20 protein-coding genes and 1 tRNA gene are annotated in these 19,697 nt (G+C 71.5%); 10 read left to right on the top strand and 11 right to left on the bottom strand.

Features of this window, described 5'->3' with window-relative positions:
* The first annotated feature begins 13 nt into the window (after nucleotides 1–13).
* The 3 genes from ACWGI6_RS27160 (at nucleotide 14) to ACWGI6_RS27150 (ending at nucleotide 1,974) form a co-directional block, all read left to right on the top strand.
* Nucleotides 14–628, top strand: a complete 615-nt coding sequence (locus ACWGI6_RS27160; protein ID WP_393907536.1) for a GNAT family N-acetyltransferase — start codon at nucleotides 14–16, stop codon at nucleotides 626–628.
* Nucleotides 629–779: 151 nt separating this feature from the next.
* The gene (sepX, locus tag ACWGI6_RS27155; protein WP_453269935.1) at nucleotides 780–1,826 is read left to right on the top strand and encodes a divisome protein SepX/GlpR; all 1,047 of its coding nucleotides are present in this window, start codon (nucleotides 780–782) and stop codon (nucleotides 1,824–1,826) included.
* A 75-nt stretch (nucleotides 1,827–1,901) separates the two neighbouring features.
* Nucleotides 1,902–1,974 (top strand) — tRNA-Ala (locus ACWGI6_RS27150).
* A 73-nt stretch (nucleotides 1,975–2,047) separates the two neighbouring features.
* Here the strand turns inward: ACWGI6_RS27150 and ACWGI6_RS27145 are convergent.
* Entirely contained in the window at nucleotides 2,048–2,356 is a 309-nt protein-coding gene (locus ACWGI6_RS27145) for a tyrosine-type recombinase/integrase (RefSeq protein WP_453269934.1), read from the bottom strand.
* A 709-nt stretch (nucleotides 2,357–3,065) separates the two neighbouring features.
* On the opposite strand from ACWGI6_RS27145, the gene ACWGI6_RS27140 reads away from it, so the two are divergent.
* Nucleotides 3,066–3,266: a hypothetical protein gene (locus ACWGI6_RS27140; protein ID WP_453269933.1), complete on the top strand. Its 201-nt coding sequence runs from the start codon at nucleotides 3,066–3,068 to the stop codon at nucleotides 3,264–3,266.
* A gap of 293 nt (nucleotides 3,267–3,559) precedes the next feature.
* Here the strand turns inward: ACWGI6_RS27140 and ACWGI6_RS27135 are convergent, their stop codons facing one another.
* From ACWGI6_RS27135 to ACWGI6_RS27105, 7 genes are all read right to left on the bottom strand, one after another.
* Nucleotides 3,560–4,108: a M23 family metallopeptidase gene (locus ACWGI6_RS27135; RefSeq protein WP_453269932.1), complete on the bottom strand. Its 549-nt coding sequence runs from the start codon at nucleotides 4,106–4,108 to the stop codon at nucleotides 3,560–3,562.
* A gap of 219 nt (nucleotides 4,109–4,327) precedes the next feature.
* Complete coding sequence (locus ACWGI6_RS27130; protein ID WP_453269931.1) at nucleotides 4,328–5,596, bottom strand: glycosyltransferase; 1,269 nt, start codon at nucleotides 5,594–5,596, stop codon at nucleotides 4,328–4,330.
* 366 nt (nucleotides 5,597–5,962) lie between these two features.
* Nucleotides 5,963–6,748 (bottom strand): MerR family transcriptional regulator, encoded by a 786-nt coding sequence (locus ACWGI6_RS27125; protein WP_453269930.1) that lies wholly within the window; start codon nucleotides 6,746–6,748, stop codon nucleotides 5,963–5,965.
* Nucleotides 6,749–6,930: 182 nt separating this feature from the next.
* Nucleotides 6,931–7,326, bottom strand: a complete 396-nt coding sequence (locus tag ACWGI6_RS27120) for a GntR family transcriptional regulator (RefSeq protein WP_393907541.1) — start codon at nucleotides 7,324–7,326, stop codon at nucleotides 6,931–6,933.
* Nucleotides 7,327–7,495: 169 nt separating this feature from the next.
* Entirely contained in the window at nucleotides 7,496–8,512 is a 1,017-nt protein-coding gene (locus tag ACWGI6_RS27115) for an ABC transporter permease subunit (RefSeq protein ID WP_453269929.1), read from the bottom strand.
* The gene (locus ACWGI6_RS27110; protein ID WP_453269928.1) at nucleotides 8,509–9,438 is read right to left on the bottom strand and encodes an ABC transporter ATP-binding protein; all 930 of its coding nucleotides are present in this window, start codon (nucleotides 9,436–9,438) and stop codon (nucleotides 8,509–8,511) included. Before ACWGI6_RS27110 ends, ACWGI6_RS27115 begins: the two co-directional genes overlap by 4 nt.
* Nucleotides 9,439–9,572: 134 nt before the next feature.
* Nucleotides 9,573–10,055, bottom strand: a complete 483-nt coding sequence (locus ACWGI6_RS27105; protein WP_453269927.1) for a GNAT family N-acetyltransferase — start codon at nucleotides 10,053–10,055, stop codon at nucleotides 9,573–9,575.
* A gap of 67 nt (nucleotides 10,056–10,122) precedes the next feature.
* On the opposite strand from ACWGI6_RS27105, the gene ACWGI6_RS27100 reads away from it, so the two are divergent.
* The gene (locus ACWGI6_RS27100; protein ID WP_453269926.1) at nucleotides 10,123–10,926 is read left to right on the top strand and encodes an exodeoxyribonuclease III; all 804 of its coding nucleotides are present in this window, start codon (nucleotides 10,123–10,125) and stop codon (nucleotides 10,924–10,926) included.
* A gap of 108 nt (nucleotides 10,927–11,034) precedes the next feature.
* On the opposite strand, the gene ACWGI6_RS27095 is transcribed toward ACWGI6_RS27100, so the two are convergent.
* Nucleotides 11,035–11,547 (bottom strand): stress protein, encoded by a 513-nt coding sequence (locus ACWGI6_RS27095; RefSeq protein WP_453269925.1) that lies wholly within the window; start codon nucleotides 11,545–11,547, stop codon nucleotides 11,035–11,037.
* Nucleotides 11,548–11,963: 416 nt separating this feature from the next.
* Between ACWGI6_RS27095 and ACWGI6_RS27090 the strand changes: the two genes are divergently transcribed.
* The gene (locus ACWGI6_RS27090; RefSeq protein WP_453269924.1) at nucleotides 11,964–13,763 is read left to right on the top strand and encodes a BTAD domain-containing putative transcriptional regulator; all 1,800 of its coding nucleotides are present in this window, start codon (nucleotides 11,964–11,966) and stop codon (nucleotides 13,761–13,763) included.
* 25 nt (nucleotides 13,764–13,788) lie between these two features.
* Here the strand turns inward: ACWGI6_RS27090 and ACWGI6_RS27085 are convergent, their stop codons facing one another.
* Nucleotides 13,789–14,595 carry a MerR family transcriptional regulator gene (locus ACWGI6_RS27085; RefSeq protein ID WP_453269923.1) on the bottom strand — a complete coding sequence of 269 codons (807 nt, stop codon included), beginning with the start codon at nucleotides 14,593–14,595 and terminating at the stop codon, nucleotides 13,789–13,791.
* Between the two features lie 211 nt (nucleotides 14,596–14,806).
* Between ACWGI6_RS27085 and ACWGI6_RS27080 the strand changes: the two genes are divergently transcribed.
* From ACWGI6_RS27080 to ACWGI6_RS27065, 4 genes are all read left to right on the top strand, one after another.
* A complete protein-coding gene (locus ACWGI6_RS27080; RefSeq protein ID WP_453269922.1) occupies nucleotides 14,807–16,336 on the top strand; it encodes a flavin-containing monooxygenase in 1,530 nt (509 codons plus the stop codon).
* A complete protein-coding gene (locus ACWGI6_RS27075; protein WP_453269921.1) occupies nucleotides 16,333–17,412 on the top strand; it encodes an alpha/beta fold hydrolase in 1,080 nt (359 codons plus the stop codon). The genes ACWGI6_RS27080 and ACWGI6_RS27075 overlap by 4 nt, the downstream gene beginning before the upstream one ends.
* Nucleotides 17,409–18,290 carry an SDR family oxidoreductase gene (locus ACWGI6_RS27070; RefSeq protein WP_393907550.1) on the top strand — a complete coding sequence of 294 codons (882 nt, stop codon included), beginning with the start codon at nucleotides 17,409–17,411 and terminating at the stop codon, nucleotides 18,288–18,290. Before ACWGI6_RS27075 ends, ACWGI6_RS27070 begins: the two co-directional genes overlap by 4 nt.
* 148 nt (nucleotides 18,291–18,438) lie before the next feature.
* Nucleotides 18,439–18,723 (top strand): hypothetical protein, encoded by a 285-nt coding sequence (locus ACWGI6_RS27065; RefSeq protein ID WP_453269920.1) that lies wholly within the window; start codon nucleotides 18,439–18,441, stop codon nucleotides 18,721–18,723.
* 166 nt (nucleotides 18,724–18,889) lie between these two features.
* On the opposite strand, the gene ACWGI6_RS27060 is transcribed toward ACWGI6_RS27065, so the two are convergent.
* Entirely contained in the window at nucleotides 18,890–19,519 is a 630-nt protein-coding gene (locus ACWGI6_RS27060; protein ID WP_453269919.1) for a hypothetical protein, read from the bottom strand.
* Nucleotides 19,520–19,697: the final 178 nt, after the last annotated feature.

The following is a 19,697-nucleotide window of genomic DNA, read 5'->3' as shown; positions in this document are numbered from 1 at the left end:
CGCGCCCTGGCCGGTGGTCCTCACGGACGGAGTGGTGACCCTCCGCCCGATAAAGCTGCGCGACCAACGGGCCTGGCGCGAGGTGAACCGCCGTAACCGCGACTGGCTGCGCCCCTGGGAAGCGACCATCCCGCCGCCCCCGCCCGGCCTCGCCCCGCCGCACCGCCCCACGTACCGTCAGATGGTCCGCCATCTCCGCGCCGAGGCACACGCCGGGCGGATGCTGCCGTTCGTCGTCGAGTACCGCGGCCAGGTCGTCGGTCAGCTGACGGTCGCGGGCATCACCTGGGGCTCCATGTGCTCCGGCCATATCGGCTACTGGGTCGACCGGGAAGTCGCCGGCCGCGGCGTCATCCCGACCGCGGTGGCGCTCGCCGTCGACCACTGTTTCCGGTCCGTGGGACTGCACCGCATCGAGGTCTGCATTCGCCCGGAGAACGTTCCCAGCCGCCGGGTGGTCGAAAAACTCGGCTTTCGCGAAGAGGGCATGCGCCCGCGCTACCTCCACATCGACGGCGGCTGGCGCGACCACTTGGTTTTCGCCCTCACCGCGGAAGAAGTGCCCGAAGGCCTGCTCAACCGCTGGCGGCGGGAGAAGCCCAGTACTCCCGGCACACCCCACAAATAAAATAAATGTTCGAATGCATTCCCTGATTGACCGGATTGGCGGACGCGCTGATCTCTACCATCACAAAAAAGTTCGAGATATCAGCCAGATCGTGCGACACACCGGCCCAATTGGCGGATGGCCCCATGCAAACCCCTCTACCGTGTGAGTTGTGAGAAGCAGCGGCCTCATCTACGCAGTCATCGTCGGGGCCTGGGCCGCCTACTTGGTGCCGATGTGGCTCCGTAGGCAGGACGAGCTCAACGAGGCCCGTCCGACCGAGCGCTTCAGCACCGCCATCCGGCTGCTGTCCGGACGGGCGGCCATGCAGCGCCGTTACGACAAGGCGCACGGGGAGTACCCCGCCGACGATGCGGGCGGCGACGCGGACCCGGACGCCCCGGCCGACGAGGCCGCCGCCCGGGCCTTCGGCGACCCCGCGCCGGCGAACCCGGCCGAGGCTCCCCACACCCGGGTGCAGACCGCCCCGCCGCGCCCCTCCGCCGCCGAGCGGACCAAGCGCGCCAAGGCCCTCGCCCGCCGCCGGCGCACCACCACCGTCCTCTTCCTCACCTTCACCGCCGGCGCCATCGTCGCCGCGGTCGGCGGCCTCCCCTTCCTCTGGGCCCCCGCCCTCCCCGCCCTCCTCCTGACCGCGTACATCATTTACCTGCGCGCCCAGGAGCGGCGGCGCTTCACCTTCACCATGGACCGGCGCAAGGCGGAGGCGGCAGCACAGCGACTGCGGGAACGCCGGCCCCGCCCTCAGCAGGCGGCCGAGCCGCCGCCCGCCGACGACCACCCGGCCGACGTCCGCGCTGACACCCCGGCCGACGCCGCCCCGGAACCGCCCCGCCCCGCAACCCCCGCCCACACCGCGGGCCGCCGCGCCCTGGTCGAGGAGACCGACCACGCCGAGTGGGTCGACCAGCAGCGCGAACGCGAACGCCCGCGCCCCGCCGCCGGCAGCTGGGACCCGGTCCCGGTCCCCCTCCCCACGTACGTCACCGCGCCGGTCGCCCCCCGCGCCACCAGCCATGTCGACCTGGACGCCGAAGACGCCTGGAGCTCCGCCCGCTCCAGCGCCGCCCCCGACCGCCCCCAGCCCGACACCCCCCAACGGGACCGCCCCACCCACCCCGGCCGCCGCACCCGAGGCCGCACCCCCCTCTTCGACCAGTACGAGAACGAGGACCGCCCGCGCGCGGCGAACGAGTGACGGCCCTCCGCTGACCAGCACCGGAAGCGATTTCCGAGCACCGCGACCGAGATGCTAGAGTTTCATTCGTCGCAAGGGCCTGTGGCGCAGCTGGTAGCGCACCTCGTTCGCAACGAGGGGGTCAGGGGTTCGAATCCCCTCAGGTCCACCGCACGTCAAAGCCCCCACCGGGATGATCCGGTGGGGGCTTTTTCACGCGGTACAGCAGCGAAGTACAGCAACTACGTGGGATCGGCCTGGTTGCCGAGGTGCTTGCCGAGCTTCCGCAGGGCCTTTCGCGTCGACTCCGAGGGCACGTGCGTGTAGATCTCCATGGTTACCGCGATCTTGCTGTGCCGCAGGATCTGCATGGCGATCCGGGGGTGTACGTCGAGGGCGGCGAGGAGCGATCCACAGGTGTGGCGCGTGTCATGCAAGCGGATCTTCCGGACGCCGGCCTTGACCGACCGGGCGGCGAACTCCCGGTTGAAGTTCCTCGGCTCGATCGGGTGCCGTAGCGCGTGGTGAATACGAACCCGGAGTCCGACCACAGCTCTCCGGCCGCCTGTTTGGCTGCTTCCTGGGCCTTTCGGCGAAGCTGAAGAGCCGTCACGCAGATGTCCGGCAGGGGAAGCATCGCGGTCGAAGCCTCGGTCTTCGTCTCGTCGTGCACCAGTCGCCGCGCGACGCGCTGGAGCTGTCGTTCCACCGTGATCTCTCCGGCATCGAGATTCACGCTGTCCCAGGTGAGACCCCAGCACTCCGGGCACACAGGCGGGCAAGGGCCGATCGCCGTACCGCCACCGTCACAGATGCGAGAGCGTGAGCGGACCGCGCCCTGAGACGTGGCTGAGGGGGAGCAGCTGCTGCCGCGATGTGCCTGAGCTCGTCACGGGCGCTCCGCTGAGTGACCCTCCGTGGGAAAACGACAAGTTTCGGCCAATCCCATTGAGGGGGTGGAGCGCGATGTTCCGGGCTTGGAGAGCGTGCAGGTCAGCCGGCCGGCCGTCATTCGGGGCAGCGGAAGGAGCGTAAACGTGCTGGGTGTGGCGCGGTGCCTGCGCTAGCAAATTCTCATTGCGACGCAATGGTTTCCGCAGGTCAGAGGGCCTGTTAGGGGGGTGTTGATCTTTCCTGATGTCGTCCTGGAGGGTTCGGGGACGAGGCACCATTGCTGTTGTCCGAACAGGCGAAGGCCCGCCATGTCGAACCACTTTCGCGGGCGGAGAGACAGGCGGGCCAATGAACCATGGAGGCTCAATGACGAGTGTGCCCAACCCCCCTGGGGGGCTGTCAATTGACGTACGGCCGTGGACGGTCACGGTCATCATGATTCTGGTGATCGTGTGGGCGCCGGCGGCCCAAGTGGCAAGCGCCTACGGCACTGCCGTGACCGTCGCAGGACTCTTCGGCGCCACCTGCTGTACAGCAGCGAAGTACCGCAACCGCAGGAACCGGTAACGCCCACCATCCCCCTCCAGCGCCCTGCTGACCACGCCAGCAGACCTCAACGGCCAGCCCGCCGGTAGTTCGCAACGAGGGGGTCAGGGGTTCGAATCCCCTCAGGTCCACAGACAACACGTCAAAGCCCCTGCCGGGGATATCCGGTGGGGGCTTTTTCGTGCCGAGTGACAGTGGGGTACGGCAACTACGGGTGAGGCGCCCGGTCGCCGGGGTGGTTGCCGCCCACCGGCGTCCGATGCCCGGCGTCCGATGCCGGTGGGCCGGGTCCGCACTTGCGCCGCCTGCGGGGTTCAGCGGGCGAAGGAGCGCGAGGTGAGACGGACGCCGTGTCTGGCGAGGTAGGTGAGGGGATTGATGTCCGAGCCGTAGCGGCGGCTCTTGCGTACCTCGAAGTGGAGGTGGGGGCCGGTGACGCGGCCGGTGGCGCCGCTGTAGCCGAGGCGGGTGCGGGCGCGGACTTTCTGGCCCGGGCGGACGGTGATGCGCGAGAGATGACCGAAGAGGATGTAGCGGCCGTCGTTCATCCGGATCGTCACGGCCTTGCCGTAGGCGCCTGACCTCTTGGCGAGGACGACGGTGCCCGACCCCACGGATCTGACCCGGGTTCCGGAGCGGACGGCGAGGTCGATGCCGGTGTGGTGGCCGGCACGCCAGGTGCCGCGTACGCCATAGGGCGAGCTGATGCGGTAGTGGGCGGTCGTGGGGTGGGTCCAGCTGCCGGCGGGGGCGGCCTGGGCCGCCTGGGATGCCGCCAGCGTGAGGACGGAGCCCATGGCCGCCGTGGCTATGGCGTGGAGCAGCATTCTGCGAAGCAGGGGGCGTTTGCGGAATGTGGTCATAGTGGTGAGCCCACGCCTTGTGGCGGGTGGTCGCATCCTGGGGCGGGCCGCCGGGCCGCCGAACGGGTGGAGGTTGGCCCGGCGGGTGAGCCTTGCCGGGCCGGGCGTCCGGATGGGTGAGCGGGGGAGCGGATGGGGGCCGGCCGTCTCACACTCCAAGGCCTCCGGTGGTCTCGCCACTTCGTGCCCCGTCGTCTCGCCGCTGCGGCCCCGGTCGTGTCACCACCCCAGGCGCTCGACCGCCTTGAGGACCGCGCCGGCGCCGTCCTCGGAGGTGAGGCGGTGGGCGGCCTCGGTGGCGTGGTCGCGGCGGGCGGGGGTGGCGGTGGCCTGGGTGAGGGCGTGGGCCAGGCGGGCGACGGCGTGGTCGGCGGACAGCTCCTGGAAGGGGATCGGGGCGGTGGCGGCGCCCAGGGAGGCCAGGCGGGCGGCCCAGAACGGCTGGTCGGCGGTGACCGGGACCGGGACGGTGGGGACGCCTGCGCGCAGTCCCGCGGCGGTGGTGCCGGCGCCGCAGTGGTGCACCACGGCGGACATCCGCGGGAAGAGCAGAGCGTGCGGGACGTCGCCGATGCTGAGGACGTCGGCGTGCTCGGGTGTGTGGCGGGTGGTCAGCCCGGCCCGGCCGGACTGGAGGATGCCGCGGACCTTGGCGCGACGCAGGGCGCGTACCGCGAGGGTGCTCAGGCGCTCGCCGTCGCCACCCGCCATGCTGCCGAAGCCGAGGTAGACCGGGGGCGGGCCCGCGGCGAGGAAGTCCTCCACCACGGGCGGGAGTTGGGCGTCCGGTGCATGCCAGGGCCACCAGTTTCCGACCACGTCCAGGCCGGGACGCCAGTCCGCGGGGCGGGGCACCAGAACCTCGCTGAAGCCGTGCAGGACCGGCCGGCCGGCGGCTTCGGCGCGGCGGCGGACTGCACGGGGGGTGGCGGGCGGCAGGCCGAGGCGGGCCCGGAGGTCGCGGGCCGCATCGGCGTAGAGGCGGTCGATGATGCGGAGCGAGAGGCGGCCGGCGGCGCGGTTGCCCCAGCGGCCCAGTGAGCGGCCGCCGCTGACGACCGGGGCGAAGTCGCCGGTGGGGGCGCTGGGCACCAGGGGCAGGTCCAGGGATGGGATCTCCAGCGCCTCGGCGAGGTGGTGGCCGAGTGGTGCGGTGGTGGTGGAGAGCAGGAGGAGGCCGGTGTCCTCGTGGGCGGCGTCGGCGATTCCGCCGCCCAGTTCCTTGATGAAGGCGGCGGCCTGGCGCATGAGGGCGCGTTTGCTGACGGGGCCGGCGGGCTGCGCCTGTCCGGCGCTGTCGGGGCGCCGGGTGCGGGGGTCGGCCGGCAAGCGGCGGAACTCCAGGCCGGCGGCGCGTACGAGGCCGGCGTAGGTGTTGTGGGTGGCGAGGGCGACCTCGTGCCCGGCCGCGCGGAGCCGGGTGCCCACGCCGGTGTACGGGGCGACGTCGCCGTACGATCCGGCGGCCGTGATGAGGATCTTCGTCATGGGTCGGTCCGCTTTCGGGCAGGGAGTGGAGTGGCGTCAGGGGAGGGGAGGGGAGGGGAGCGATACGGCCGGGGCCGGGCATGGGGGTGCCGTGGGTGCGCGCGGGGGGAAGGTGAGCCGGCCGTGGGCGGATGTCTGACGGTCGGGCCGGGGGAGTTCGGAGTGGCATGTGCGGTGGGGGAGGTGAGTTCGGGCGGGCTGCGCCGGTGTGGTGGCCGAGGGCGCGGTGCGGGCTCAGGCCTCGATCAGGCTTCGCTCCGGCCTCGTTCAGGTTCCGTGCGGGTTTTGCTCCGGCCTCGTTCAGGCTTCGTGCGGGCTTCGCCCCGGCCTTGTTCAGGCTTCGTGCGGGCTTCGCTCCGGCCTCGTTCAGGCTTCGTGGGGCGGAGAGCGGCGTGCGGCGTTGGCGTGTACGGCCGTGCGCAGGTACGGGGCGAGGGCCGGCCGTTGTTCGGTGGGCGGGACGACCAGGGCGAAGGAGCGGGGATCGGTGACGAAGCCGTCGGCGATCCGGCCGTGCATGTCGGTGGGGCACGGGGTGAACCAGCGGGTGACGTGCTGCCGGTGTTCCTCGGCGAGGTCCATGGCGCGCTCGCCGTCGGCGGGTTCCTCGGCGTCGAAGGCGGCGGTGAGCCGCAGGCGCCAGTCGGCGGCCTCGGCCATGATCTCCGCCCAGTCCTCCTTGGAGTGCTCGGCGGCCCGTGCCATCGAGCGCTGGTAGCTCTCGCGGTGCTGCCACTTCAGATGGGTCTGGGTGGCATAGGTGAGGTCGAAGGTCACCTCGCCGAAGACCTCGAACCGCTCCTCGGGTGTCAGCTCCACACCGGTCTGCTGGACCTCCATGGCCTGTTCGGCGACCTCGACCAGCCGCTGCAGCTTGGTGATCCGGTCGTTGAGGAGGCGGTGCCGGGCGCGGAGCTGGTCGAGGGCGTTGGCCTGCGGGTCTTCCAGGAGGGCGGCGATCTCGTCGAGGGGGAAGCCGAGCTCCCGGTAGAAGAGGATCTGCTGCAGCCGGGCGAGGTCGGCGTCGCTGTAGAGGCGGTAGCCGGCGGGGCTGCGGTCACTGGGGGAGAGCAGGCCGGCCTTGTCGTAGTGGTGCACGGTCCGCACCGTGATCCCGGCGAAGCCGGAGACCTGCCCGACCGAGTAGCTCATCGCAGCGCCCTTCGTCCCGTCATGTCCGGCCGTCCCGCCCCTTCCGGCGCGGTGGTGGTGTCACCGGTGGCGGGGCGTGCCGTCTTCAGGCTGGGGCCTGACGTGGCGTGAGGGTCAAGCGCGGTGCGGTACGGGCGGCCGGCCGCGGCGGGGCGAGCAGGCGGGAGCCCGCCCCGTCCCGCTCAGCCGTCCGGATACCGGTCCTGCAGCACCGAGTTCACCAGCGCCTGGACGTCCTCCCGGTCCAGCCCCTCCCCGCGGGCGCGGTCCATCCAGGAGCGGAGCTCCTCGCGCAGCAGGGCGTCCGCCGCGGATTCCGGGCGGGCGAGCGTACGGCTGACGAAGGTGCCGAGGCCGGGGCGCGGTTCGACCAGGCCCTCGCGCTCCAGTTCGCGGTACGCCTTGAGGGTCGTATTGGGGTTGACCTTGGTCGTGGCGGCGACCTGCGCGGCGGTCGGCAGGCGGTCGCCCTCCACCAGGATGCCCAACCGCAGTGCCTGCTGGACCTGTTGGACGATCTGGAGATAGGTGGCGACGCCGCTGCGGCGGTCGATCCGGAACTCGACGACGCTCACCACCTCTCTGCTTCTTCCGACCGAGCCGCCCTGTCTGCCGCCGGGACCGTGCTGCCCGACCGCTTGATGATCGGGCCGGCCGTGCCGGGTGTCAAAGCGCCTCCCGGGGTGTTCCCCGTACGGGAGGAACCGGCGGGCCGGCGCGCGCACCGTCGCTCGCGCGTCTCGCCGTTCAGAACGGCCGCCGGTGTGCCCGCCACACGACGAACACGAGGACCACGGCGGTCAGCGCCAGCAGAATTCCCGCGCCCAGCCACTGCATCCCCGCCATCTGCCCGTAGTCGAAGTACTGCGTCACCCGGTTGACGATGCCCAGCCTGGCCCGGCAGGCCTCGGCGTCGCCGTTGACGCAGGTGCCGTAGCCGTAGAGCTTGCCGTCCGCGGTGGACACCCAGTCGTCGATCCGTACGGCGCCGGGCGGCAGCCGGGGGCCGTCGCCGTCGTACGGGTAGCGCACGCTGCGCAGCGTGCCGAGGAGGGGGCGCACCTTTGCGCCCCAGACCACGGCGGTGACGGCAGCGAGGACGGCGGTGGCCGCCATCGCCGCCGTCACCCGCTTGATCAGCATGCCGAGGGCGATGCCGCAGGCGGTCAGGAACAGGGTCGTGGCGACCGGGACCGGCCCGGTGGTGTCGAATGCGCCGCTCTCCATCCAGTCGCCGTCGGCGACCAGGGAGTGGGCCGGTGACCACAGCCAGGTGAAGGCGGCCGACAGCAGGGTGGTGCACAGCACGACGAGGGCCAGCGGCAGACCGAGCGTGGCGGCGATCCAGCGGCCGCGGCTCACCGACTGGGTGGTGACCAGCTTGATGGTGCCGCGCTCCTGCTCGGCCGCGATCAGCGGCGCGCCGAGGAACATGCCCGCGAGCACCGGCAGGAGCTCCAGGAACTGGGTGTCGTTGTTGAACATCGTGCCGAAGCTGTTCTGGAAATCGGTGGACACCTGCCCCCCGGCGCCCGGCGAGGCGCCCTTGGCGTGCAGGAAGTCCATCACGCCAATGCGCTGGTAGGCGAAGGTGCCACAGCCCACGACGGTGATCAGCAGGGCGAGGCGCAGCAGCGAGCGGTGCCGGCGCCAGACCAGCCAGGGCAGGCCGTGCAGCAGGCCGCGGCGCGGGGCGGCCGCCAGGGCGGGGTCGCTGTCCGCGCGCGTTTCGCCCGATGGGCCGACGGTGTCGGTCCGGCTCACGCGGCGGCCTCCCGCGGCCCGTCGATACGGGCCTCGTCCGCGATCAGGGTGGGTGCGTCGGGCGAACGCAGATAGGCCAGCAGGACCTCCTCCAGGCTCGGCGACAGCGCCTCCCAGCTGTCGGAGAGCGGGCCGTGCGGCCGGATCAGGGCGTTGAACTGCCGCCCGGTGACCCGGGATTCGACCACGGTGTGCCGGCGTCGCAGCTCCTCGGGCACCCCGTCGGCGCCGTCGGCCACCCCCGTCACCAGCAGGTGCGCGGGCACCAGCTCCTCGGTCTGGCCGGCCATCCGCAGCCGGCCCTCGGCGAGGACGAGGAGGTAGTCACACATGACCTCCATCTCGGCGAGCATGTGGGACGACATCAGGACCGTCGTGCCGTGCTCGGCGGCCTCGGCCATCAGCAGCCCCGACAACTCGTGCCGGGCGAGCGGGTCGAGGTCGGACATCGGCTCGTCGAGCAGCAGCAGCTCCGGCCGCTTGCCGAAGGCGAGGGCGAAGGCGACGCGGGTGCGCTGGCCGCCCGAGAGGGTGCCGATCCGGGCGCTGAGCGGCACCTTCCCGGACCGTACGATCCGCTCGGCCAGCGCCTGGTCCCAGCGCGGGTTCAGCTCACGGCCCAGCCGCAGGGTCTCGGCCACGGTGAAGCGCGGGTAGAGGGGCTTGTCCTGCGCGAGGAAGGCGACCCGCTGCAGGACGGCCGGGTCGGAGACCGGGACGCCGAACAGCTTCAGCGTCCCGGTGGTCGGTTGCAGCAGCCGGGTCGCGGTGCCCAGGAACGTGCTCTTGCCCGCGCCGTTGGGCCCGACGAGTGCACAGATGTGGCCGGCGGGGAGCCGGAAGGAGCAGTCGCGCAGTGCCCAGCCGCGGCGGTACTTCTTCCCCAGTCCTACGGCCTCGACGGCCCACGGGCTCGGGTCGCTCACCCGGATCCCCCCTTTAGCTAGTTGATTAGTGGAATGAGTATGGGGAGCGGCCCGGAGGCATGTCAACAAAGGGTTCCGGGCCGGTCGCGCGCACGGGCCGGCCGCCGACGGGCCCAGGGCCGCCGCGGGGCTCCTCAGACAGCCGCCACCAGCGACTTCGCCATGCACCGGCTCTCGTCATACGTCCGGTACAGCCCGAACTTCTCGACCAGCGCATAACCGCTGGACGCATACAGTGCCAGCGCTTCGGGCTGCTCGGTGCCGGTCTCCAGCACCATGCGGGAGCGCCCCGCGGCCCGTGCGTCCGCTTCCAGGGCGGCCAGGATCCGCCGGGCCAGCCCCCGGCCGCGCGCCTCGGCGACCACGAACATCCGCTTGATCTCGGCGTCGCCGGCCGCGTACCCCTCCGCCGCGTCCTCCTGCCGCCGCCATCCACCGGTGGCCAGCGGACGGGCGCCGTCGTAGGCGATCAGATACGTACCGTGCGGAGGGGTGAACATCTCCGGGTCCAGCGGCGTCATGTCGCCGTCGCCGTAGCGCCGGACGTACTCCTGCTGGACCAGCGCATCGAGCGTGATCGCGTCGGGGTGGTCGTAGCGGACGGGGCGTATCTCCATTCCAGAAATCGTACGGGTGAGCGGGTGCCCGGCGCGACGAGGTCCGGGGGATGGGTATCGTGCCGGGATGCTCACCGTGACCTCTGTGAATGTGAACGGACTCCGCGCCGCGGCCAAGAAGGGCTTTGTCCCGTGGCTGGCGGAGACCGCGGCCGATGTGCTGTGCCTGCAGGAGGTGCGGGCCGAGACCGCTCAGCTCCCGGAGGAGGTGCGGGAGCCCGCGGGGTGGCACACCGTGCATGCCCCGGCGGCGGCCAAGGGCCGGGCCGGGGTCTCGCTGTACACCCGGCGGGAGCCGGAGCGGGTGCAGGTGGGCTTCGGGTCGGCGGAATTCGACGGCAGCGGGCGGTATGCCGAGGCGGACCTGCCCGGTGTGACCGTCGCCAGCCTCTACCTGCCCTCCGGCGAGGTCGGCACGGAGCGGCAGGACGAGAAGGAACGCTTCATGGCGGAGTTCCTGCCCTACCTCGTCGACCTGCGCAAGCGCTCCGCCGCGGACGGCCGTGAGGTGGTGGTGTGCGGTGACTGGAACATCGCCCACCAGGAGGCCGACCTGAAGAACTGGAAGGCCAACCAGAAGAAGTCCGGCTTCCTCCCGGAGGAGCGCGGCTGGCTGACCGATGTCCTCGACGAGACCCACGGCGGTTATGTGGACGTCGTCCGCAGCCTGTACCCGGACACCGAGGGCCCGTACTCGTGGTGGTCCTACCGGGGCCGCGCCTTCGACAACGACGCGGGATGGCGCATCGACTACGCCATGGCCACGCCCGGCCTGGCGCAGCGAGCGGTGAAGGCGTACGTGGAGCGGGCGGCCAGCTATGACCAGCGGTGGTCCGACCATGCGCCGGTGACGGTCGTCTTCGACCGCTGAGGGCTGTCCCGTCATCCCCGGCGGGCGCTTCCCCGCAGCAGAACGGCCCGCTGGATGTTCCGGCGGGCCGTCATGCGAGGTGGCCGGGGCGGTTGCCCGGCCGGTGCGTCAGGAGATGCGGGAGAACTTCACGTAGCCGCCGTTGTCGGGGCGCTCCCAGACGCCCCTGAAGGCCCAGTTGATGAAGCCGCCGTCGCCCTTGTTGGTGAACTCGCCGTCCTCGAAGATCCAGATTCCGTAGGTGACGCCGTCGTAAGTGGCCGAGCCGTACTGCTTCACTCCGTTGAGGTGGTCCTCATATCCCTGGCTGAGGTTGTGGACCATGACGTTGTAGTGCTGGCCGCTCGCGTAGAACGCGGACTCCATGAGGTTCTTGACGAAGCCTTCGCGGTTCTGGGCGGTCTTGATCGACGCTTCGATCTTGTTGGCAATGCCGAGAACGTCGACGTTGAAGTTCAGGTTCGCGTTGGCGCCGACATCGACCGGCGATTCGCCCGCCGCGGCGGCGGCAGCGACCGGGGCGGCCGACGCCGTCGCCGGGAAGGCGACGGCCGTGCCGCTCAGTGCTGCGCACAGCGCTGCCGCCGCAAGGCCCTTCTTCGCAACAGTCTTGGTGAACATGGTTCTCCTCCATGGGTACGGATGGCGGTCCTCTCCGATCCCCGATGCGGGTATCGGGGATCGGAGAGCCGGCCCGGGCAGCCGCCAGGGGATTGCCGCTGCGACGGGCAGGAACGATGTTTCGCGGCCTCGCTCATGAACCGCTCACATCGTGATCACGTACTCCGCAGATGGTCCGCATGTTTCACTGACTTTCCGTCAATTCACCGTCCGCGTCCACATAGTGAGAGCGGGCGAGTGAAACGGAACCCGGTGTTCCCCCCGGTGGTCTTCGCTGACAAAACGGCGGTTTGCTGTGCGCGCATCGACGGCATGAACTCGGGGGCACAATGGTTCAGTTGCGGCTACTGGGGCCGGTTGAAATTGAAGTGAACAATGGGCGCCTGCTGAGTCTGGGAGCGGGCCGATTGCGTACCGTGGCCGCGATTCTGATCAGCGAGGTCAATCACGTGATCCCGGTGGGCAGACTGATCGACCTGGCATGGGACGCGGATCCGCCGGCCAGGGCCAGAGGCGTGGTCCACAACCATGTGCATCGCTTGCGGCAGTTGCTGGCGGGCCAGGCCGAAATCGCCACCCGCGGCCAGGGGTATGTGCTGATCGCCGACCCGTGTGCGGTGGATGTCAACCGGTTCAGGGAACTGGTGTCCGGCGCCCGCGAGGCCGAACCGTGGACCGCCGTCGCGAAGCTGCGCCAGGCGCTCGGTCTGTGGCGTGGTGAGGCGCTGGCGGATGTGGCCGGCGACCGGGTCAGGCGGACGCTGGGCGTCGGCCTGACCCAGGCGAGGGTGGCGGCGCTGCAGGAGCTCGGGGCGAAGCTGTTGCTGCTCGGCCGTTACGGGGAGCTGGTCACGGAGTTGGCCGCCTGGCTCGCGGAGCATCCGCTGCACGAGGAGCTGACCGCTCTGCTGATGCGGGCGCTGCAGGCGAGCGGCAGACAGGCCGAAGCCCTCGATCATTTCCACCGGACCAGACGGCACCTGAAGGACCAGCTGGGCATCGATCCGGGCCCGGCCCTCGGCGAGACGTATCTGGCGGTGCTCGGCGGGAAGCCGGCGGTCGTGCCGCACCTCTCCCACCGCCCGCCGGCCGGTCCCGGCCCCGCCGCGCTGCACGCCTCCGACCGCCCGCCGGCTCCGCCGCCCTCCGTTGCGCAACTCCCGCCCCGCATCGCCGACTTCTGCGGGCGTGCGAGCGAGATCGCCGCGCTGGACCAGAACCTGGACCGCGTACCGGCACCGGGCTGTGTGGTGCTCGCGGGCGGGGGAGGGGCCGGCAAGACCACGCTGGCGGTTCACTGGGCGCACCGGCTCAAGGCCGAGTTCCCCGACGGACAGCTCTTCGCCGACCTGCGGGGCTTCGAGCGTCCCCCGATGAGGGCGGGCACCGTTCTGTCGGCCTTTCTGCGGGCGCTGGGGATACCGGACGCACAGATCCCCGACTCCGTGCCGGAGCGCTCGGCGCTCTACCGTTCGCTGCTCGCCGGACGGCGGATGCTCGTCCTGCTGGACAATGCCGGAACGGCCGACCAGGTCCGTCCTCTGCTGCCCGCGACCCCGGGCTGTCCGGCCGTGGTGACCAGCCGAAGACGGCTGAGCGGACTGGTGATCCGCGACGGGGCGGCGCTGGTCACGGTGGGGCCGCTGCCGGCGGACGACGCCCTGGAGCTGCTGGGCACCGCGCTGGGGCGGCAGCGCATCGCGGCGGAGGGAGCCGCTGCCCGGGAGCTCGTCGAGCGGTGCGACCGGCTGCCGCTGGCGCTGCGGATCGCCGCCGCACGGCTGATGGCGCACGTCGGATGGTCGCTGGCGGACTGGACGAAGAAGCTGGCCGATGAGCGGCACCGGCTGTGTGAGCTGTCCGCGGCCGATCCGGACCTGTCCATGGAGGCCGGTCTCCACCTCAGCTATCGCGCGCTGTCGAGCGGTGCCGCCCGGCTGTTCCGCCTCCTCGGGCTGGTCCCCGGCCCGGACGTGGAGGTCCACGCCGCCGCGGCACTGGCCGGACGCGATCTGGAGCGCACCCGCCGTCATCTCGCCGAGCTGTGCGAGGGGCACCTTCTCGAGGAACAGGCCGAGGGCCACTTCGCGCGGGCCGGGATGGTGCGCATCTACGCCGGGAAACTCGTCGCGTCCGAGGAGACATCGGCCGAACGGGACCTCGCCCTGCGGCGCCTGTCCGACCACTTTGCCGGGGCCCCGCCGCGGCCCGGATGAGCCCCGGCCGCCCGGCGGCCCGTGCTCACTCCCCCTCCCGCTCCTGTTCCCGCAGCCATGTCGCCAGCTCCGTGCGGACGCGGCGGTCCACGGCCATCGAGAGTTCGGCCTCGACCACGCCCTTGGAGAGCGGGCGGAGCTTTTCGATGGTCTCGGCGATGTGGTCGACCTCGTGGGGGCCGGGGGGCTCGCCCGCCGAGCTGCGGGCGAGGACGTCGGCGAGGACGTGGGTGCGGATGAGGGTGGTGAAGATGTCGGCGAGGGCGTCGGCATGGGCGCGTACCTGGCGGCCGGCTTCGAGGACGGCGGCCAACGGGATGCCCCGGTTGACGAGTTCGGTGGAGGCGTCCAGCAGGCGGCGGCTGATGTGGACGAACTCGTCGCCGTCGACGGCGAGGTAGCCGATGTCCAGGGACGCGGTGAGGTTCTCGGCGGTGATGTCCTCGCTGAAGTGGTCGGCGAGTTCCTCGGGGGTCAGGCGTACCGGTGTCTCCTCTGACCAGGGCGCAACGAGGGGGTTCTCCAGGCCGAGCAGTTCGCCCACGTCGCGGCCGGTGTCGAAGGCCGAGAGGAGTTCGGCGATGCCGCCGAGGGTGTGGCCGCGCTCCAGGAGGGCGCCGATGGTGCGCAGGCGGGCGAGGTGGTGCTCGTTGTACCAGGCGATCCGGCCCTCGCGGCGCGGGGGCGGGATGAGCTTGCGCTCGCGGTAGAAGCGCAGCGTACGGACGGTGATACCGGCTTCCCTGGCCAGGTCGGCCATGCGGAATTCGCGCGCCGGGAGGTGTGCCGCGGGTTCTGTGCGCGCGTCCTGGGGGTTCTCGTTCGCTGCCACGGGTTCAGCCTATGCCCGGGGGTACGGCGCGGGACCGCGGTGCAACCAGCGGTAACTTCCTGCCGCCCGACCCCTACCGCTCGGTACGTAGCTGCCCTAGTCTCCAATTGCGCCAGTGATTGCTGGCGTGGTCTGGCGGGGGCGGCTGTGGCGTCGGGTGTCACGGCATCGAAGATGGCAGTGAAGTACGTCGAACTCGGGAGGCGGCGGGATGGCCGAGCGCGAGCGCAGGCATGTGCGGGTTGCGGTGATCGGATCGGGCTTCGGTGGTCTGGGCGCGGCCGTCCGGCTGCGGCGCCAGGGGATCACCGACTTCGTGGTCCTGGAGCGGGCCGACGCGGTGGGCGGCACCTGGCGGGACAACACCTATCCGGGATGCGCGTGCGATGTGCCCTCGCATCTGTACTCCTTCTCCTTCGCGCCCAACCCGGAGTGGCCGCGGAACTTCTCCGGGCAGCCGCACATCCGGGCGTACCTGGAGCGGGTCACCGACACCTTCGGACTGCGTCCGCACCTCCGCTTCAACTCGGAGGTGCTCGGCATGCGGTGGGACGCCGAGGCGCTGCACTGGGAGGTGGAGACGGCCGGTGGGGCGCTGACCGCGGATGTCGTGGTCTCGGCGACCGGGCCGCTGTCGGACCCCAAGGTCCCCGACATACCGGGGCTGGACACCTTCCCCGGCACCGTCTCGCACTCCGCCCGCTGGGACCACGACGACGACCTGCGCGGCAAGCGCGTCGCCATGATCGGTACGGGGGCCTCGGCGATCCAGATCGTGCCGGCCATCCAGCCGGACGTGGAGCGCCTCACGCTCTTCCAGCGCACCCCGCCCTGGGTGCTGCCGCGCGCCGACCGCAAGATCAGCGCGGCCGAGAAATGGCTGCACACCAAGCTGCCGGCGACCCGGGCCGCGCGCCGCGGGCTGCTGTGGGGCATCCGTGAGCTGCAGGTCAGCGCCTTCACCAAGCGCCCCAAGGAGCTGGGGCTGATCGAGTTCCTGGCCAGGAACCATATGAAGAAGGCCATCAAGGATCCGGTGCTGCGGGCCGCGCTGACCCCCGACTACCGCATCGGCTGCAAGCGGATCCTGCTCTCCAACACGTATTACCCGGCCCTGGCGCAGCCCAATGTGGAGGTGGTCGCCGCGGGGTTGAAGGAGGTGCGCGGCAGCACCCTCGTGGGGTCCGACGGGAGCGAGACGGAGGCCGACGCGATCGTCTTCGGCACCGGGTTCCATGTGACGGACATGCCGATCGCGCAGCGGGTGACCGGCGCCAACGGGACGACGGTGGCCGAGGAGTGGAAGGACGGCATGGAGTCGCTGCGCGGTGCCAGCGCGGCCGGATTCCCCAACTTCCTCACCCTCATCGGGCCCAACACCGGCCTCGGGAACAGCTCGATGATCCTGATGATCGAGGCGCAGCTGAACTACCTGGCCGACTTCATGCGCCAGCTGGACGTCCTCGGCGGAAAGATCGCACTCGACGCCCGGCCGTCCGCCGTACAGGAGTGGAACCACATGATCCAGCAGCGGATGGCGCGCACGGTGTGGAGCACCGGCGGCTGCGACAGCTGGTATCTGGACGCCGGCGGCCGCAACACCACCGTCTGGCCGGGGACGACCGGGGAGTTCAAGAAGGCCACCCGGCAGGTCGACCTCGCGGAGTACGAGGTGCTGCGGCCACCGGCCGGCCCGCCCGCGGACCGGACCGACGGCACGCGTACGGAGGTGGCCGCATGAGCCGCCGGCCCGGATACGTCACCACCGGCCCCTACGCGCCGCCGGTGCCCCGTACGACGCTGACCGCCGTCTCGGCCGACGGCGCCCGGCTGTACGCCGAGATCCACGGCCCCGAGGACGCGCCGGCCGTCGTCCTGGCGCACGGCTGGACCTGCTCGACCGCCTTCTGGGCCCCGGTCGTCCGGGACCTGGCCGCCGACCACAAGGTCGTCGTCTACGACCAGCGCGGTCACGGCCGCAGCCCCGCCGCCGGTCCGGCGGGCCACAGCACCCCTGCGCTCGCCGACGACCTGGTGGCCGTACTGGAAGCCACCCTGCGGCCGGACGAACGCGCCGTGGTGGGCGGCCACTCCATGGGCGGCATGACGATCATGGCCGCCGCCGAGCGGCCGCAGCTGCGCGAGCGGGCCGCCGCCGCGCTGTTGTGCAGCACCGGAAGCGCCGATCTGCCCGCCGAATCCAGGGTGTTCCCGCTGCGCAGCCCACAGGGCCGGCGCCGTGCGCACCGTGTGATGCTGCGCTCGCGGGCGCCGCTCGGCCCGGTGTCGCCGCTCACCAAGCGCGCCCTGAAGTACGCCACCATGGGCCCCGGCGCCACCGCCGAGCAGATCGAGGCCTGTGCGCAGATCGTGCACGCCTGCCCGACCGGGGTGCGGGCCCGCTGGGGCAAGGTGCTGGCCGGTCTCGAACTGACCGGCGGCGTCGGCAGGCTGGAGCTGCCGACCGCGGTCATCGCGGGCACCGCCGACCGGCTCACCCCGATCGTGCACGCCCGCCGGCTGGCCTCGGTCCTCCCCGACTGCCTCGGTCTGACCGAGCTGCCGGGCCTGGGACATATGACGCCGATCGAGGACCCCGGCGCGGTCGCCGGCCTGCTGCGCGCGCTCGTCAAGGACCATCTGCGGTCGCCGGGCACCGGCACCGACGCCGGACCTGACGCCGGACCCGCCACCGGCACCGACGCCGGACCCGCCACCGGCACCGACGCCGGGCCCGCCACCGACGCCGAGGCCGGGGAGGCCGCGGCCCCCGAAGTCCCCCGCTCCACGCGGCAGAAGAAGGAGAAGACGGTATGAGTGCGAGCAGGAGCCTGGAGGGGCAGGTCGTCGTCGTCACCGGCGCGGCCCGTGGGGTCGGTGCGCTGCTGGCCCGCAAGCTGTCGGCGCGCGGTGCGACGCTGGCGCTGGTCGGCCTGGAGCCGGACGAGCTGCGGGGCGTTGCCGCCTCGCTGCACGGTCCGGTGCACCACTGGCACGCCGATGTCACCGACCACGAGGAGATGGCCCGGGTGGCGGGCGAGGTCAAGGACCGCTTCGGGAAGGTGGATGTGGTCGTCGCCAACGCCGGGGTGGCGACCGGCGGCCCGTTCGCCGACTCCGACCCGGTCTCCTGGCGGCGGGTCATCGAGGTCAACCTCATCGGCGGTGCGGTCACCGGCCGCGCCTTCCTTCCCGCCCTCATGGCATCCCGCGGCTACTTCCTGCAGATCGCCTCGCTGGCCGCGATCACCCCGGCGCCGATGATGACCGCCTACTGCGCCTCCAAGTCGGGCGTCGAGGCGTTCGCGCACAGCCTGCGCGCCGAGGTCGGCCACAAGGGCGTACGGGTCGGGGTCGGCTATCTCAGCTGGACCGACACCGACATGGTGCGCGGCGCGGACCAGGACGACGTCATGCGCGAGCTGCGCTCCCGGCTGCCCTGGCCGTCGAACAAGACCTATCCGCTGGGCCCCGCCGTCGACCGGATCGTCGCGGGCGTCGAGCGCCGCTCCGCGCATGTCTACGGGCAGTGGTGGCTGCGCGGGATGCAGTCGCTCCGCGGGTATCTGCCCTCGCTCATCGGGTCGGTGGGCCAGCGGGAGATGCGGCGGTTCGGGGACCGGCTGGACGGCATGCGGGTCGGCCTGGTGGGCGCCGGAGGTGAGGCGGACGAGAAGGCTCGGGCGGGCCGGTGAACCGGGCGGTGAGCGGCCGCCGGGCCGGCTGGTGAGCGGCCTTGCATATCACGGAGAGTAGTCATTCGTGATCGAAATGCGAGCAATGTCCGGGCGTGTCACGCTGAACGGGGCCCAACCCCCCTACACCCCACTAGGAGTGAACAGCATGGGCATCAAGGACCAGTTCCAGGACAAGGCCAACGAGCTCAAGGACCAGGCGAACAAGGCCGTGGGCGACGCTCGCGAGCAGGGTAACGAGCGCGGCGGCCAGCGCCAGGACCGCGAGCACGGCGGTCAGCGTCAGGACCAGGAGCGTGGCGGTCAGCGCCAGGACCAGGACCGGCGCCAGGGTGGCCAGGAGCGTGGCACGCAGCCGCGTGAGCGTGGCCAGCAGAGCCGCCAGCCCGCCCAGGACTCGATGGACGCCGCCGAGGGCCGCTTCCAGAGCTGACGTGGCTCGTCCTGAACATCACGCGCGGCGGCGTACGCGTCATGCGTGAAGGGGCGCACCCGGTCGACCGGGTGCGCCCCACCAGTGTTCCCCCGTACCCCCGTACCCCCGTACCCCCGTACCCCCCGTGGCCCCCGTGCCTACCGGGTCGGCCGGTGCCGACGGTTCAGCTGACGACCTTGAGCTTCTTCGGCCAGCCGTAGTGCGCGGCCTTCGAGAAGAGGTTCTTGATGTGGGCCGGGGTCAGCTTGATGCAGCCCAGCGAGTAGTAGTCGCGGACGCCGTCCCAGCGGTAGGGGTTGTCCCGGCCGGGCTGCCGGGCGCCCTGGGTGCCGTTGGGCTTCATCTCGCTGTGGACGAACAGCTCGGTGCGCTTGGTCCTGCCGTTCTTGCACACCTTGTCCTGGACCTGGATCGCGTAGCCGTTGATGCCCCGGGACCCGCCGTTGTGGTGCGGGGTGTGGGCCAGCACCCGGTAGTTGCCGTTGGGCAGCCAGCCCTGCATGCTCGCGCACTCGTTCTTGCCGTTGCGCCCGCCGTTGCCGGAGCCCGCACGGTACTTGGCGAGCACCTTGTCCTTGGCGTTCGGGACGCTCTTCATCAGGTAGAGCGCCGAGTTGCTCGGGTTGCTCCGGTTCTTGTTGAAGTAGAGGTACGTCCCGCCCGCGGCGGCCGCCCGCGCTGACGGTCCGGACGCCGGGTGGGCGGCGAGCGCGGGGGCGGCCTCGGTGGCGGCGAGACCGCCGGTGAGAGCCAGTGCGGCGGCGAGCGGAACGATCCGGTGACGCATTCCCATCGGAATATCTCCCGTTGTGTGGTGAGCCGTTGATGATCTGGACGGTGCCGGCCGGGCAGGACATGACGATGCTGGGGTCGGCGGTGTCCGGCAAGGGGAAACGGCCGACCCGGACACGCCGCGGCTGTCCGGGCAGGCCGGACGAGGGGGCGAGGTCTTGTCCGGAGGGCGGAAGGAC

The sequence above is a fragment of the Streptomyces sp. NPDC054786 genome, assembly GCF_053611685.1.
The sequence above is the reverse complement of the archived record's forward strand: the minus strand, read 5'-3'. Positions and strand labels throughout refer to the sequence as shown.

Bases quoted from the DNA above. Each gene is read 5' to 3' on its own strand.
- ACWGI6_RS27140 (WP_453269933.1), top strand. From the start codon at position 3,066: ATGACGAGTGTGCCCAACCCCCCTGGGGGGCTGTCAATTGACGTACGG.
- ACWGI6_RS27135 (WP_453269932.1), bottom strand. From the start codon at position 4,108: ATGACCACATTCCGCAAACGCCCCCTGCTTCGCAGAATGCTGCTCCAC.
- ACWGI6_RS27130 (WP_453269931.1), bottom strand. From the start codon at position 5,596: ATGACGAAGATCCTCATCACGGCCGCCGGATCGTACGGCGACGTCGCC.
- ACWGI6_RS27125 (WP_453269930.1), bottom strand. From the start codon at position 6,748: ATGAGCTACTCGGTCGGGCAGGTCTCCGGCTTCGCCGGGATCACGGTG.
- ACWGI6_RS27105 (WP_453269927.1), bottom strand. From the start codon at position 10,055: ATGGAGATACGCCCCGTCCGCTACGACCACCCCGACGCGATCACGCTC.
- ACWGI6_RS27100 (WP_453269926.1), top strand. From the start codon at position 10,123: ATGCTCACCGTGACCTCTGTGAATGTGAACGGACTCCGCGCCGCGGCC.
- ACWGI6_RS27095 (WP_453269925.1), bottom strand. From the start codon at position 11,547: ATGTTCACCAAGACTGTTGCGAAGAAGGGCCTTGCGGCGGCAGCGCTG.
- ACWGI6_RS27080 (WP_453269922.1), top strand. From the start codon at position 14,807: ATGGCCGAGCGCGAGCGCAGGCATGTGCGGGTTGCGGTGATCGGATCG.
- ACWGI6_RS27075 (WP_453269921.1), top strand. From the start codon at position 16,333: ATGAGCCGCCGGCCCGGATACGTCACCACCGGCCCCTACGCGCCGCCG.
- ACWGI6_RS27070 (WP_393907550.1), top strand. From the start codon at position 17,409: ATGAGTGCGAGCAGGAGCCTGGAGGGGCAGGTCGTCGTCGTCACCGGC.
- ACWGI6_RS27065 (WP_453269920.1), top strand. From the start codon at position 18,439: ATGGGCATCAAGGACCAGTTCCAGGACAAGGCCAACGAGCTCAAGGAC.
- ACWGI6_RS27060 (WP_453269919.1), bottom strand. From the start codon at position 19,519: ATGGGAATGCGTCACCGGATCGTTCCGCTCGCCGCCGCACTGGCTCTC.